General features: G+C 51.0%; 15 protein-coding genes. All 15 read right to left on the reverse strand.

Going from position 1 to position 12954, the window contains the following annotated elements:
* Positions 1 to 124: 124 nt before the first annotated feature.
* The 15 genes from ahrC to SNR34_RS20760 all read right to left on the reverse strand — a co-directional run bounded on the left by ahrC (position 125) and on the right by SNR34_RS20760 (position 12913).
* Positions 125 to 574, reverse strand: a complete 450-nt coding sequence (gene ahrC, locus SNR34_RS20690; protein ID WP_236419949.1) for a transcriptional regulator AhrC/ArgR — start codon at positions 572 to 574, stop codon at positions 125 to 127.
* Positions 575 to 611: 37 nt separating this feature from the next.
* Positions 612 to 1100, reverse strand: a complete 489-nt coding sequence (locus tag SNR34_RS20695; protein WP_236419951.1) for a hypothetical protein — start codon at positions 1098 to 1100, stop codon at positions 612 to 614.
* An 82-nt stretch (positions 1101 to 1182) separates the two neighbouring features.
* A complete protein-coding gene (locus SNR34_RS20700; protein WP_236419953.1) occupies positions 1183 to 2028 on the reverse strand; it encodes a TlyA family RNA methyltransferase in 846 nt (281 codons plus the stop codon).
* Between the two features lie 191 nt (positions 2029 to 2219).
* Complete coding sequence (gene dxs, locus SNR34_RS20705; protein ID WP_486180081.1) at positions 2220 to 4127, reverse strand: 1-deoxy-D-xylulose-5-phosphate synthase; 1908 nt, start codon at positions 4125 to 4127, stop codon at positions 2220 to 2222.
* A gap of 271 nt (positions 4128 to 4398) precedes the next feature.
* Complete coding sequence (locus SNR34_RS20710; protein WP_486180082.1) at positions 4399 to 5304, reverse strand: polyprenyl synthetase family protein; 906 nt, start codon at positions 5302 to 5304, stop codon at positions 4399 to 4401.
* Positions 5297 to 5554, reverse strand: coding sequence for an exodeoxyribonuclease VII small subunit (xseB, locus tag SNR34_RS20715; RefSeq protein ID WP_236419959.1), 258 nt, complete (start codon positions 5552 to 5554; stop codon positions 5297 to 5299). The genes SNR34_RS20710 and xseB overlap by 8 nt, the downstream gene beginning before the upstream one ends.
* Complete coding sequence (gene xseA, locus SNR34_RS20720) at positions 5544 to 6908, reverse strand: exodeoxyribonuclease VII large subunit (protein WP_486180083.1); 1365 nt, start codon at positions 6906 to 6908, stop codon at positions 5544 to 5546. Before xseA ends, xseB begins: the two co-directional genes overlap by 11 nt.
* Positions 6909 to 6916: 8 nt before the next feature.
* Complete coding sequence (gene folD, locus SNR34_RS20725; protein WP_236419961.1) at positions 6917 to 7774, reverse strand: bifunctional methylenetetrahydrofolate dehydrogenase/methenyltetrahydrofolate cyclohydrolase FolD; 858 nt, start codon at positions 7772 to 7774, stop codon at positions 6917 to 6919.
* Between the two features lie 48 nt (positions 7775 to 7822).
* Entirely contained in the window at positions 7823 to 8275 is a 453-nt protein-coding gene (gene nusB / locus SNR34_RS20730; protein ID WP_236419964.1) for a transcription antitermination factor NusB, read from the reverse strand.
* A 250-nt stretch (positions 8276 to 8525) separates the two neighbouring features.
* The gene (locus SNR34_RS20735) at positions 8526 to 8759 is read right to left on the reverse strand and encodes a DUF2273 domain-containing protein (RefSeq protein ID WP_486180084.1); all 234 of its coding nucleotides are present in this window, start codon (positions 8757 to 8759) and stop codon (positions 8526 to 8528) included.
* A 14-nt stretch (positions 8760 to 8773) separates the two neighbouring features.
* Positions 8774 to 9313 carry an alkaline shock response membrane anchor protein AmaP gene (amaP, locus tag SNR34_RS20740; RefSeq protein WP_236419968.1) on the reverse strand — a complete coding sequence of 180 codons (540 nt, stop codon included), beginning with the start codon at positions 9311 to 9313 and terminating at the stop codon, positions 8774 to 8776.
* A gap of 143 nt (positions 9314 to 9456) precedes the next feature.
* Positions 9457 to 9867, reverse strand: coding sequence for an Asp23/Gls24 family envelope stress response protein (locus SNR34_RS20745; protein ID WP_236419971.1), 411 nt, complete (start codon positions 9865 to 9867; stop codon positions 9457 to 9459).
* 209 nt (positions 9868 to 10076) lie between these two features.
* Entirely contained in the window at positions 10077 to 11420 is a 1344-nt protein-coding gene (accC, locus tag SNR34_RS20750; protein ID WP_236419972.1) for an acetyl-CoA carboxylase biotin carboxylase subunit, read from the reverse strand.
* Between the two features lie 56 nt (positions 11421 to 11476).
* On the reverse strand, positions 11477 to 11947 hold the full coding sequence (accB, locus tag SNR34_RS20755) for an acetyl-CoA carboxylase biotin carboxyl carrier protein (protein WP_236419974.1): 471 nt from the start codon (positions 11945 to 11947) through the stop codon (positions 11477 to 11479).
* 138 nt (positions 11948 to 12085) lie between these two features.
* Positions 12086 to 12913: a SpoIIIAH-like family protein gene (locus SNR34_RS20760; protein ID WP_486180085.1), complete on the reverse strand. Its 828-nt coding sequence runs from the start codon at positions 12911 to 12913 to the stop codon at positions 12086 to 12088.
* Positions 12914 to 12954: the final 41 nt, after the last annotated feature.

Consider the following 12954-nt stretch of genomic DNA (forward strand, 5'->3'; position numbering starts at 1 on the left):
CAAAGCACCTCCGGATGCCAAACTCTGCAAGTTGTTGTTTCGGACTCATCTCAGGACGACCTTCCCGAGCGATAAATGAAAGCTTATTTCGTGATTTCGCCAAATATCATTTCGGATTTATTTCTCAGGAAATATACCCCATGATGCGTTCAATCACGGTGACGCTATTGGCTTCTGTCCGGCAAATGATGAGAATCGTATCATCGCCGCAGATCGTTCCCATCACTTCTGTCCACTCTATGTTATCCAGAAGGGCCGCAATCGAATTGGCGGTTCCCGGCAAACACTTCATCACCACCAAATTGTTCGTGTGGTCAATGTGAAGAAAATTGTCCACAAGCGCTCTCTTCAGCTTCTGAATCGGATTGTAACGCTGATCGGTAGGAAGCGAATACTTGTACCGCCCGTCATCCATCGGAATTTTGATCAACAGCAGTTCCTTGATATCTCTGGACACGGTTGCCTGAGTGACCTGAAAACCTGCTTGACGCAGCGCTTCCACCAGATCATCCTGTGTTTCAATATCGTTTTGGCTTATGATTTCACGAATTTTAATATGTCGTTGTCCCTTCATACATGCCTCCAGTTTGAATAATCCCTATAGCAACGACCTAGTCAAGATCGTCGCCATCATACACGTCTTCGTCATAATCAAGCAAACGGATCAATTTCACGCTTGCCTCTTCCAGATCTACGTACAACAGGCCATCACAACCTGGGTACAGAAGCAAGTAATGCAGGAAACGATCCCTCAAAGCAGGACCCGAAAATTCAACGGGCTGTCTGCGACGGGACGTTTTGACCAAATAGCGCGCATCTTCCCGCTCGGCGACGAAATCAATGAACAGCCTGCTGTAAAGGACCGATTCGTTGGCTTCAAACGCAAGCGGTATTTTCATTCTCCCCCCGATGACTTCATAACCTTCCGCTTCAAGCAAGTCAATTGCAGGAGAATCCTGAATATCCTCATTTAACGGAAGCCCTGACAAACTTACAGGAATTGGACGGTTCAACCAGCTTCGCCAGCCGTAAAACAGCCACAGCATCAAGCAAACGGCAAGCACTCCGATCACAATCGAGTCATATTGCCCTTCCATCATCGTTCACCTCATCCACTAATTCGAGGTTCGGAAGACATTTTCCTGTTCTTAGCATCACCTTTCCAGCGAAAAGAAACCCATCCTATGATGAGTTTCCCTTAAAAGTATGCGCAGCTTCCATTGCGATCCGATGCGCCAACGCATCAAATGGAGCCAGTTCGTTCTCTTGTTGTGGAGCATCCGGTTCTTCCAGACGCCAGTGCGCAAGAAATTCGATATTCCCTTCTCCGCCGGTAATCGGGGAAAAAGTAAGGCCTTGAAGACGAAGTCCAAGCTCATTCGCGAAACGAAGCATGGATTCCAACACTTCCTGATGGACCTTCGAGTCACGAACGACGCCGGATTTGCCGACCTTCTCCCGACCGGCCTCGAATTGCGGCTTGATCAAAGCCACGATATGGGCAGGACGCTTCAACAAGGCCATAAGCGGCGGCAAAATGATTTGCAGCGAAATAAAGGATACGTCAATGCTCGCGAAATCAGGCACTGGACCTGTCAAATCCTCGGGTGTTACGTACCGGAAGTTGGTTCGCTCCATAACGGTAACCCGCTCATCATTCCTTAGCGACCAATCTAATTGGTTGTAACCGACATCGATGGCATAAACATGCGATGCGCCATGTTGAAGGGCACAATCCGTAAATCCACCGGTGGAAGAACCGATATCCAACATAACACGACCATTCATGTCGAGTCCAAAATGGCGAATTGCTTTTTCAAGCTTCAGTCCGCCACGTCCCACGTATGGATGCACAGCACCCTTCACCTTGAGTTCGGCTTCGCGCGGAATTTTCATGCCGGCTTTTTCGATCCGTTCATTATTGGCATATACCAGTCCTGCCATGATGGCTGCTTTTGCCTTTTCGCGACTCTCGTAAAAGCCTTGCTCAACCAGCAGAACATCAATTCGTTCTTTCGGGAGTGACATGTCTTTCTCCTATCCTGTAGTTAATCCAATGCTATAGAAATCGAATAAACCAATCACACTAGGCCACTTCGAGTGCAGTACCAACTTCCGATCGCTGTTATCCCCAGATTGGTTCTGCCTCTTCGTTAATGAGTGCTATGTTTTTTCCGGTTTATATAGGTCTATAAAAACATTTTACGACTTCCCTTAATCTAGGAAGGAAAGCGGGTTCTTGACATCCCGTACGAAGACTGGGCTGCCATGCTTCGCAGCTCGGCGCAAACATTTTGGGCCGTTAAGCCCACTTCCGCGCGCTGCTCGTCAATGCTGCCATGTTCGATGAACCGATCCGGAACGCCCATGAGCTGTACATGAATGTCATGCAGACCCTGTTCTACATAAAATTCAAGCACAGCGCTCCCCATGCTTCCTGCCTGTGATACTTCTTCAAGAACAATCAGCTTGGTTCCACGCAGCGCCAGCTCGCGCAGCATCGATTCATCGAGCGGCTTCAGGAAACGCGCGTTGATGACACCTGACGATATGCCTTCGCGTTTCGCCATATCTGCTGCCTCCTCGGCGATCTGTACCATCGACCCCGAGGCAATGATCGCATAACCTTCGGCAGGCCGCAATTGCTCCCAAGTCCCGATCGGAATCGGTATCAGCTGTTCGTCCATCGGAACGCCAACCACATTGTTTCTAGGATAGCGGTATGCAATCGGTCCATCGTTATAATCAAGCGCCGTCTTCATCATGTGACGCAGCTCGTTTTCATCTTTCGGCATCATCAGCACGATGTTCGGGATATGGCGCATAAACGCCACATCGTATACGCCTTGGTGCGTTTCCCCGTCCGGACCGACGAATCCGGCACGGTCAATGGCAAAAATGACGTTTGCGTTATGTCTGCAAATATCATGCACGATCTGATCATAAGCGCGCTGCATAAACGTGGAATATACCGCATATACAGGCTTAAGCCCTTCCATGGCTAACGCAGCACACATCGTCGCCGCATGCTGCTCGGCGATCCCCACGTCGATCATGCGATCCGGAAACGCCTTGCTGAACGGAATAAGTCCGGATCCGGTTGGCATTGCCGGGGTTACCGCGACGATTCGCTTATCCTTTTTGGCAAGCTCCACCAGCGTTTCCCCAAAGATTTCGGTATACATCGGTTTGCCAACGGCCTTAAGCACTTGGCCGGATTCAATTTTATATGGCGAGATGCCATGCCACTTATGCGAATCCGCTTCTGCAGGCTGATATCCTTTTCCTTTGGTTGTAAGGACATGGACCAGCACCGGACCATCCACGTTGTCAGCCTGCTTAAATGCCTCGATCAATTTGGGAATGTCGTGTCCATCAATCGGCCCCAAATACTTGAAGCCCAGTTCCTCGAACAGCACGCCTGGAACCATCATGTATTTCACGCTATCCTTGATCCAGCTTGCCGATTTGGCCAAACGATCGCCGATACCCGGGATCCTTTTCAGCATGCCTTCTACGTCGTCCTTTGCCTTCAGGTAATGACGATCCGAGCGGATTTTGCTCAAATATTTATGCATTGCGCCTACATTGGGTGCAATAGACATTTCGTTATCATTCAGAATGACCATCAGCTTCTTTTGTTCGTGACCGATATGGTTCAACGCCTCAAAGGCCATGCCGCCTGTTAATGCCCCGTCACCAATCAGTGCAATCACCTTATTGTCCTCGCCCTTAAGGTCGCGTGCCAGGGCCATGCCCATAGCCGCCGACAATGAAGTGCTGCTGTGGCCGGCTTCCCAGACATCATGTTCGCTTTCATTTCGCTTGACGAATCCGCACAATCCATTGTGCTGCCGTAACGTATCGAAACGGTCCATGCGTCCCGTAAGAATTTTGTGAACATATGCCTGATGCCCTACATCGAATATCATTTTATCTACCGGACTGTTGTAGCAATAGTGCAGGGCCACCGTGAGCTCAACCACTCCTAAATTCGGGGCAAGATGCCCCCCTGTCACAGACAGCTTCTCGATCAGAAACTGCCGAATCTCTGCCGATAATAATACAAGGTCATCCTCAGACATCGACTTGAGATCGCTCGGTTGTTTAATTTGTGGAAGCAGCACGAGAATCTCCCCGCTTTCCTAGATTGATTAAATAGCCGTGATGTATACAGCTTATTTGTTAACATTAAAAAACATTATATCATAAATGACCAAGAAACCTAATTTGCGTCAGCAACCTTCAGTCCGCGAGCCGTTTCGCCAAAATGGCACACGGGTTACAGCCTATGTATCTTTTACGTCCGTTCACCGATATGGATGCAAAAAATGCATCAAATCCATGTACCCTGATCCGAATGTATTGAAACATCGACTAACCCTGTGCTTCTGGAAGCTAGTGATCCCTGTTCATTAAATAATCGGCAATTTCCATCAACCGGGACGAATCCGGCAGCCCGGCTCTGTCAAGCGCATCCTTCGCAGACCGGGTCAGCACGCGGACCTGCTCCAGCGAGGCTTCCATTCCGATAAAAAACGGATAGGTAACCTTCTGCTGGTTCACATCACTCTGCGTTTTTTTCCCCATTTTCTGTTCATCGCCCGTTAAATCAAGAATGTCGTCCTGAATTTGGAAGGCCAGCCCCAGATCTCTGCCGAACACGCGCAGCGCTTCCAATTGTCCTTCCGAAGCTCCGCCAATCCGGGCTCCTGCCAGCAAGGAGAACACGATCAGATCGCCGGTCTTATGCAAATGAATGTACTGCAGCTGCTCAAGGCTGGTCATGCCTTGCTCGCCTTCCATGTCAGCCACTTGTCCGCCAACCATGCCTCTGGCACCCGCCAATTCCGCCAGGTCTTCCACGATGGACAGCAGCGCTTCTGCCGGAACGCCATGGGAACGCCCCGCTTGCACGATACTGTAAAACGCATGCGTAAGCAGTGCGTCACCGGCCAATATAGCCGCAGCCTCCCCAAACACTTTATGGTTCGTAGGTTTACCTCTGCGATAATCGTCGTTATCCATGGCAGGCAGGTCATCGTGGATCAGCGAATACGTATGAACCATTTCCACGGCGCAGGCCACCGGCATTGCAGCACTGCGCTGCGCACCGAGGGCTTCCGCCGCGGCGACGACCAACAATGGGCGCAGGCGCTTGCCCCCGGCCATCAGCGAATAGTGCATGGCTTCGCGCAAAGATTTCGGCACGTCCCAATGAACAGGCAGCGCTTCCTTCAGCGCTGCCGTAACCTCATTAGCCGTATTTTGCAAATACTGTTCGAATGATAACCGATTACTCATTCGGTTCACCGCTTTCGTCAAGCGAAGTTCCAAACGGTTTTTTGCGCAGCTCCCCGTCTTCTTCCACGATCATTTCAATTTTGCGTTCCACCTGCTCCAGTTTGATGCCGCACAATTGCGAAAGCTTCATCCCCCGTTGAAACAGATCAATGGCCTGCTCAAGGGGGACATCCCCATGCTCCAGTTCGCTCACGATCTCTTCCAGAGCGGCCATTGCTTCTTCAAAGTTCAATTCCGGTTCATTCGCCATGGGTAGTGTCGTCCTCCTTCATTCCCCAAACCTGACAGTCCAGCTGCCCGTCGGTGAGTTTGATCTTGATTGAGTCTCCGGGCTGCACATCCTTCAGGGACTTGATCAACCGTTTCTCCTGCTCATCATAGACGAGGCTGTATCCGCGAGACATGACTTTAAGCGGACTGAGCGCATCCAGATGGCGTACGGCAGATGCCCATTTTTGCTGTTTAGACTTCATGATGGAATTCATCGCCAACTCCAGTTGGCGCCTCGCAGCAGTATGTTCCCGGCGTGCCGCGCTCACTTGTTCACGAGGATTGAACCGCTGCAGCGCGGCGTGAAGGCGCTCCCGCTTTTCTCCCGTCCATTTCATCCGCGAATCGATGCTCCGCATCAGTCGCTGCTGCAGCATATCGAGCCGTTCGGCGTGCTGGAGCAGCGTCCTTCTCGGGTGTACCAACACCGGCGAACGCTGCAACCGCTCCAGCCGCTCGCGGCTTTGTGCCGCCCGCTGACGAAGCCGATGCTGCAGCTGCCTTTGTCTTTGCGCGATCTGCTGCGCCAGTTCAGCCCGGCTTGGCACCGCAAGTTCCGCGGCAGCAGTCGGCGTTGCCGCGCGCAGGTCGGCCGCAAAGTCTGCAATCGTAAAATCCGTTTCATGACCAACGGCTGAAATCACCGGAATCCCCGAGCCTGCAATCGCCCTTGCAACCATCTCTTCATTAAAAGCCCACAGCTCCTCCAGCGAACCGCCGCCGCGTCCAACGATCAGCACGTCCGCTTCTCCCATTCGGTTTAAACCTTCAATGGCTTTGACAATGGAAGGTGCCGCACCTTTCCCTTGCACCAGCACCGGATACAACACGACCCGGGCAGAAGGAAATCTTCGCTGCAGAGTGGTAAGAATATCCCGAACCGCAGCTCCCGTCGGAGAAGTGATCACGCCAATGGTTTGCGGATATCGGGGAATATCCCGTTTTCGCAAGGGCGAAAACAAACCTTCATCCTCCAGCTTTTTTTTCAGCTGCTCATAAGCAAGATACAGGCTGCCAATGCCATCAGGCTGCATATGCGTGGCATAAAATTGATACTGGCCATCGCGTTCGTACACGGAAACATTGCCTCGCGCAATAACCCTCGTGCCCTCTTTGGGCACGAAGGGTAATCGCTGATTATGCGAAGCAAACATGATCGCTTTAATCCGGCTGTCCTTGTCTTTGAGCGTAAAATACATATGTCCGCTGGAATGGTGGGTGAAGTTGGAAATTTCGCCTCGAAGCCACACGTCCGACAGCACCTGATCGGATTCCAGTTTCATCCGGATATACCGATTCAGGTCCTTGATGGAAAATATCCGTTGTTCAGCCACGGGTATACCTAGCTCAAGCCGTGAGCGCGTTTGGCTGCAATCAACGTATTTTGCATCAGCATCGTAATCGTCATCGGACCTACGCCGCCGGGAACCGGTGTAATCGGTCCAGATACTTCCTTCACGCTCTCGAAATCAACATCGCCTGCGAGCTTGCCGTTATCCAAACGATTCATGCCTACGTCGATCACGACCGCACCCGGCTTGACATAGTCTGCGTCAACGAAGTTGGCGCGGCCGATGGCTACAACCAGAATGTCTGCTTGGCGAGTAATCTCTTTCATGTTCGCCGTGCGGGAGTGGCACATGGTGACAGTTGCGTTCTCGCGTTGCAAGAGCAAGGATACGGGTTTACCGACGATGTTGCTGCGTCCGATAACTACGGCATGTTTGCCGGACATTTCAATGCCCGTGCGTTTGATGAGCTCGATTACACCGGCTGGCGTACAAGGCAGCAGGCTGTCGTCACCGATGACAAGATTGCCCACGTTGACCGGATGGAATCCGTCCACGTCTTTTTCCACCGCGATGGCATCAATGACAGCTTTCTCTTCGATATGATTCGGCAATGGAAGCTGAACCAGAATCCCGTTAATGCTATCCTGTTTGTTCAGCTTGTCCACGAGCGCAAGCAGGTCTTCCTGGGAAGTAGCTGCATCCAAACGATGAACTTCCGAATAGAAGCCCAGATCCTGACAAGCTTTTTCCTTGTTGCGTACGTAAACATGGGAAGCAGGGTCATCTCCAACGAGTACCACGGCGAGGCCGGGAACAACTCCCTTCTCTGCAAGCTGCTTCACTTCGGCGGTAATGCCTGTACGAATTTCCTGGGATACTTCTTTACCGTTGATAATAGATGCTGTCATTTACTCTCTCTCCCTTATGTGAACATAGAATAAGTAACCTGCAAAAAATTAAGACAACTTCTCCTTGATGGTACCCACTTCCTGAATCATGCGGCCAAGAACGCCGTTAACGAATTTTCCGGACTCGTCGGTCCCGAAGTGTTTGGACAGTTCAATCGCTTCGTTGACGGATACTTTGGCAGGGACATCATCCTGGAATACCATTTCGTAGGCGGCCAGCCTGAGAATCTGGCGGTCAACCCTGGACAAGCGGCTGATTTGCCAACCTTTGAGATAATCCCCAAGCAAACCGTCAATCGCTTCCTTACGATCCCATGTCCCTTGCACCAATGCCGTTACATACTCGCGCATCGCATCCGCGTCGCGAATGACCACATCGGTTTCGTTTTCTTCCGCCGCTTCATTGATCAACATGTTGACCGCTTCAGCAGCGCCAACCTCATTCATTTCCATCTGGTACAGGCTTTGTACCGCAATTTCCCTAGCCAAACGTCTTTTCATATCCTGCCTCCTGCAGCATTCCGTCCGGAATGCTCCTCATGCTTATTTTCAAACAACCATTTCTACACTGACTTGCTTCTGCATCCGATTAAACACCATGCATTTCAAGCAAGCTGCAGCTTGGTTTGATCTACATCTTTGGTATTATTGTGTTCCCTTTTCACAAAAAAACCTGCAATACGTTTCCTCCAAAAAAATGCATATTAAACTACAGCCATTTTGGAAGAAACCTATTGCAGGGTTCAAGCGGCTACTTAAACGGACGCCAGCGATCACCCAGCCATTGCCCCCACTCCCGCCAAGGAAGGTGGAATTCCAGCTTTGAATCACTTCGTCTGCCCAAGGTATACCCGACGAACACCAAAAGTGCAAAGAACAACATATCCCAAAATCCAATCCATACGTAAAGAAAACCAAAAAAGATGCCGCCGACTATGCCGAGAATCCGGCCTTTGTAATTATCCCAAATCTCTCTCCACAGCATCAGTGAAATTCACCTCATTCCACTCGACTCTTGTAGTTAGGCGACTGGGTAACGTTCGCAATATACACAGTAACAAAGGAAACCGGAATACCCGTAATCTCCTGTACATGATCATGTATTGCCTTTTGCAGCTCGGTCGTCAGTGCCGGAATCGGCGTCTCGCCATCCACCACGGCCCTGATCTTGATCTCCAGTCCGGACTCAACCACGCGAATTCTTGCCTTGACATCACGTACGCCACGGAAACGCGAAGTGGCTTTCATGCACAAATTTTCGATCGTTTCCATCGAAATCTGCACATCGCCATATTCGGTACGCTGGTCGACGGAAGGCAGCGAAGCACGCTCGCGCCGGACGGAAATGTAGAAGAAGCGCAAACTCAGGATAAACAAAACCGCGGCCGCGATCACGGCGGCAACAATAACGTTCTGTTCCTGCTGGTAATTCAATTCGTAAGGCAGCACTCCGCTGATCAGGAGAATGACCACTGCCGATATTGCTCCAACGCTTATGCTGTATAGAAACAACAGAAGCCGATCCAGTATTTTTGCCACGAACTGCACAGCCTCCCTTGCTTACCTACGTTTCTTGATACCCAATCTTGTGCACCTGTCTCGGCTCACTGTCCCATTGGCCGAAAAGATCTGTCCAAGAAGGGATAACCCCCGGCACCCATGCCGGGGGAATTGAACTTCTTTTATTTCACGCGCTGAGTGGTAGGCTCAACTTCCTCCACCTTCTCGGCGCTCTTGAATTGAACGTCGTGAATATGCACGTTGACTTCGTTCACATTCAACCCGGTCATGTTTTCAATCGAGCGCTTCACGTTTTGCTGGATTTCTGTAGCCACTTGCGGAAGGCGATACCCGTATTCGATGATTACCGATACGTCAACGGCTGCTTCACGCTGTCCGACTTCAACCTTCACGCCTTTGGACAAGTTCTTGCGGCCCAGCAGCTCGGCAAAACCGCCAGCAAAACCGCCGCTCATGCCAGCTACGCCTTTAACTTCAACGGTAGCCAGTCCGGCAATAACTTCGATAACCTCAGGTGCGATTTGGATTTCACCGATATCCGTCCGTTCAAATTCTGTCGGCAGTGTACTCATAACTGTTCAACACACCTTTCGCGAAATAAGTTGGCGGCCATCCGTCAGGGCCAGTCCCGATTCATTCGGGCACCCTGCGGTCCGGGAAACCGGAGCCCCTGCACCCTTCATCCGCGTGTGCGGGCTCATCCACTGCAGGAGACATGCGCTCTTATTATTCATACTATATCATTTGAGGTACATTATGACAAACAAGTCCAATATACCTGTTAAATCTCGTTTTCCTCAAGAAACTTGATATCAAAGTCCCCGCGAACGAACGTCGGGTGATCAAGCAGCTTCAAGTGGAAAGGAATCGTCGTCGATATGCCTTCGATGGCAAACTCGCTCAGTGCGCGCTTCATCTTTGCAATGGCCTCTTCGCGCGTTGCTCCCCATACGATCAATTTCGCGATCATGGAGTCGTAAAAAGGGGAAATCGTATACCCTGGATATGCTGCGCTATCCACGCGCACGCCCGGGCCTCCCGGAGCCAGATAGAACCCGATTTTACCCGGAGCCGGCATAAAATTGCGATCCGGATCCTCGGCATTGATGCGGCATTCGATGGCCCAACCGTTAATCACGACATCCTCCTGACGGAAAGAAAGCGGATGCCCTTCGGCAACGGCAATCATTTCGCGGATCAGATCCACGCCGGTAATCATTTCCGTCACCGGATGTTCGACCTGAATGCGTGTATTCATTTCCATGAAATAAAACTCGCCCGTCGGACTAAGCAGAAACTCAAGCGTACCTGCTCCCGAGTAATTGACCGCCAACGCTGCTCTGACAGCGGCTTCCCCCATCAGGGTGCGCACTTCTTCCGTCAACACAGGGCAAGGCGCTTCCTCGACAAGCTTTTGGCGGCGGCGCTGCACAGAGCAGTCACGTTCGCCAAGATGAACGGCATTGCCGTGTTTGTCGGCCATGATCTGGATTTCCACGTGTTTCATACCCGTCAGAAATTTCTCAAGGTATACGCCCGCATTGCCGAATGCCTTCTGGGCTTCCTGCTGGGCCGTCGTGATTTGTTTGACGAGCGATTCCTCGTCTTCAGCGATACGAATTCCTTTTCCCCCACCGCCGGCGGTTGCCTTGATGATTACCGGGTATCCGATATCTCTGGCGATCATGATCGCTTCGTCCATATTTTCGACCAATCCGTCCGATCCCGGAATGACGGGCACGCCCGCATCCTTCATCGTCTGTTTGGCAACGGCCTTGTCACCCATTTTGGTAATCGCTTCTGGGGAAGGGCCGATAAAGGTGATGTTGCAAGACGCACAAATTTCGGCGAAATCGGCATTCTCTGCAAGGAACCCGTAGCCAGGGTGGATCGCGTCGCATTCAGTCAGCGTAGCCACGCTCATCAGGTTGGTAAAATTAAGGTAACTGTCCTTCGACAAGGTCGGACCGACGCAATATGCTTCGTCCGCCAGGCGCACATGCAGGGAATCCTTGTCCGCTTCCGAGTAGACCGCTACCGTCGAAATGCCGAGCTCACGGCAGGCACGAATAATACGTACCGCGATCTCGCCGCGGTTCGCAATCAGTATTTTATGAAATTTCATTTCGATATTGTCCTCCTTCGAAGCTCATCCGGTTGCCGTTCCTACGGCGATGGCCATTATTCCGGTTTGACCAGGAACAGAGGTTGTCCGTATTCGACCAGTTGGCCGTTCTCAACCAGCACTTCAACGATTTCGCCCTTGACGTCGGCGTCAAGCTCGTTCATCAATTTCATCGCTTCGATGATGCAGACCGTTGTTTTTTCAACAACCTTGTCGCCCTTGCTTACAAAAGGACCCGCTTCCGGCGAGGAAGCTCTGTAGAAGGTACCCACCATCGGTGATACGATTTTATGTAAATGGCTTGCAGGGTCAGCTTGCGGAGCAGCTTCGGAAACCACCGGAGCCTGCTGTACTTGCGGCGCAGCTGCAACGATTTGCGGAGCTTGCACGGCAGCGGCCTGAATCACCTCGGTTTTGCCAGGCTTGCGAATCGACAGGCGCGATCCTTCATTTTCAATTTCCAATTCCTGAACGGAACTTTCATCCACCAGTTTGATCAGTTCTTTGATCTCACTCAATTTAAACATTTCCATCATTCACTCCTTTGGCATCATGCCAGTCTCACTAGGACGGTCATATGGCTTTATGTATTATATCACAATCGTTCAAAATGGAAAGGGCCCGGCAGAATCCCACTCTCCGGGCCAATGTCCAACTTACGCTGCTTATTGCTCCGTCACGTATTGCACGCTGATTTGGTTTTGCGATACGGCCAGCTCTTTCATCACCAGATCCACGATCGATACCGCTTGCTTTACATCCAGTTTGTCACTAAGCACAAGTACTTTATACTTGTCTGCTTCTTCCTCTACGATGGCATTGGCGTATTGTTGCGACAATGTTTCTTCGATGCCTGTAATTTTCGCTTCCTTCTCTTCCAGGGCGCGAAGCTCTTCGGTTGCCTTCGCATTTTCTTCCGGCGTTTTGCTAAGGTCGCCCGCGATGGTCATCAATTCCTCATATTTGCGATTGTTGCTTTCTTCCCGCTGCCATTGATAATTTTGGAACTGGCTGCTTGCGGAAACGGCTGTATTTTGTTCCTCCATTTCCTTCAGCACCTCTTCGTCGGTTTTGGCTGTGCCTGCATCCGTTCCTTCGGTACCTGTTCCGCTGACGTCAGGGGTCGTTGCGGTTCCTTTGTCGGCCTCTTTACCGGTTTCGCCTTTCTCTCCCGATTCGGCCGCAGGTGTTTTGCCCGTATCGCCAGTTTTCCCTTCATTAGAAGAGGGTTCTTCAGCCGTGCCTGCTGCAGACTGCTGTCCTTCTGTAACAGCGCCTTCGCTTACGACTTCATTCACAACCAGCCCTTCTGTCGGATCAATAATGGACGTTGTTTCCGTGACATCACCTTGCTTCATGCTGTCGACTTGCTGGCTGTCTGCTACAGGCGTATTTACAGGGCCGCTGTCCTCCGTGAACAGGTAGTAGGCTGACAAAATGACCATCAAGCTTAACATCGAGACGAGCCAGATTGTTTGGCGTTTGTTATTCATTCCAATTCCTCCTCAGATTAAGATTAACTTGGCTTTGTTTC

It is taken from the genome of Paenibacillus sp. XP01 (genome assembly GCF_057364885.1).

What these genes read in the sequence shown, in the direction of transcription:
- ahrC (WP_236419949.1), bottom strand. Translation starts at nt 574, where the DNA reads ATGAAGGGACAACGACATATTAAAATTCGTGAAATCATAAGCCAAAAC.
- SNR34_RS20695 (WP_236419951.1), bottom strand. Translation starts at nt 1,100, where the DNA reads ATGATGGAAGGGCAATATGACTCGATTGTGATCGGAGTGCTTGCCGTT.
- SNR34_RS20700 (WP_236419953.1), bottom strand. Translation starts at nt 2,028, where the DNA reads ATGTCACTCCCGAAAGAACGAATTGATGTTCTGCTGGTTGAGCAAGGC.
- SNR34_RS20710 (WP_486180082.1), bottom strand. Translation starts at nt 5,304, where the DNA reads ATGAGTAATCGGTTATCATTCGAACAGTATTTGCAAAATACGGCTAAT.
- xseB (WP_236419959.1), bottom strand. Translation starts at nt 5,554, where the DNA reads ATGGCGAATGAACCGGAATTGAACTTTGAAGAAGCAATGGCCGCTCTG.
- folD (WP_236419961.1), bottom strand. Translation starts at nt 7,774, where the DNA reads ATGACAGCATCTATTATCAACGGTAAAGAAGTATCCCAGGAAATTCGT.
- nusB (WP_236419964.1), bottom strand. Translation starts at nt 8,275, where the DNA reads ATGAAAAGACGTTTGGCTAGGGAAATTGCGGTACAAAGCCTGTACCAG.
- SNR34_RS20735 (WP_486180084.1), bottom strand. Translation starts at nt 8,759, where the DNA reads ATGCTGTGGAGAGAGATTTGGGATAATTACAAAGGCCGGATTCTCGGC.
- SNR34_RS20745 (WP_236419971.1), bottom strand. Translation starts at nt 9,867, where the DNA reads ATGAGTACACTGCCGACAGAATTTGAACGGACGGATATCGGTGAAATC.
- accC (WP_236419972.1), bottom strand. Translation starts at nt 11,420, where the DNA reads ATGAAATTTCATAAAATACTGATTGCGAACCGCGGCGAGATCGCGGTA.
- accB (WP_236419974.1), bottom strand. Translation starts at nt 11,947, where the DNA reads ATGTTTAAATTGAGTGAGATCAAAGAACTGATCAAACTGGTGGATGAA.
- SNR34_RS20760 (WP_486180085.1), bottom strand. Translation starts at nt 12,913, where the DNA reads ATGAATAACAAACGCCAAACAATCTGGCTCGTCTCGATGTTAAGCTTG.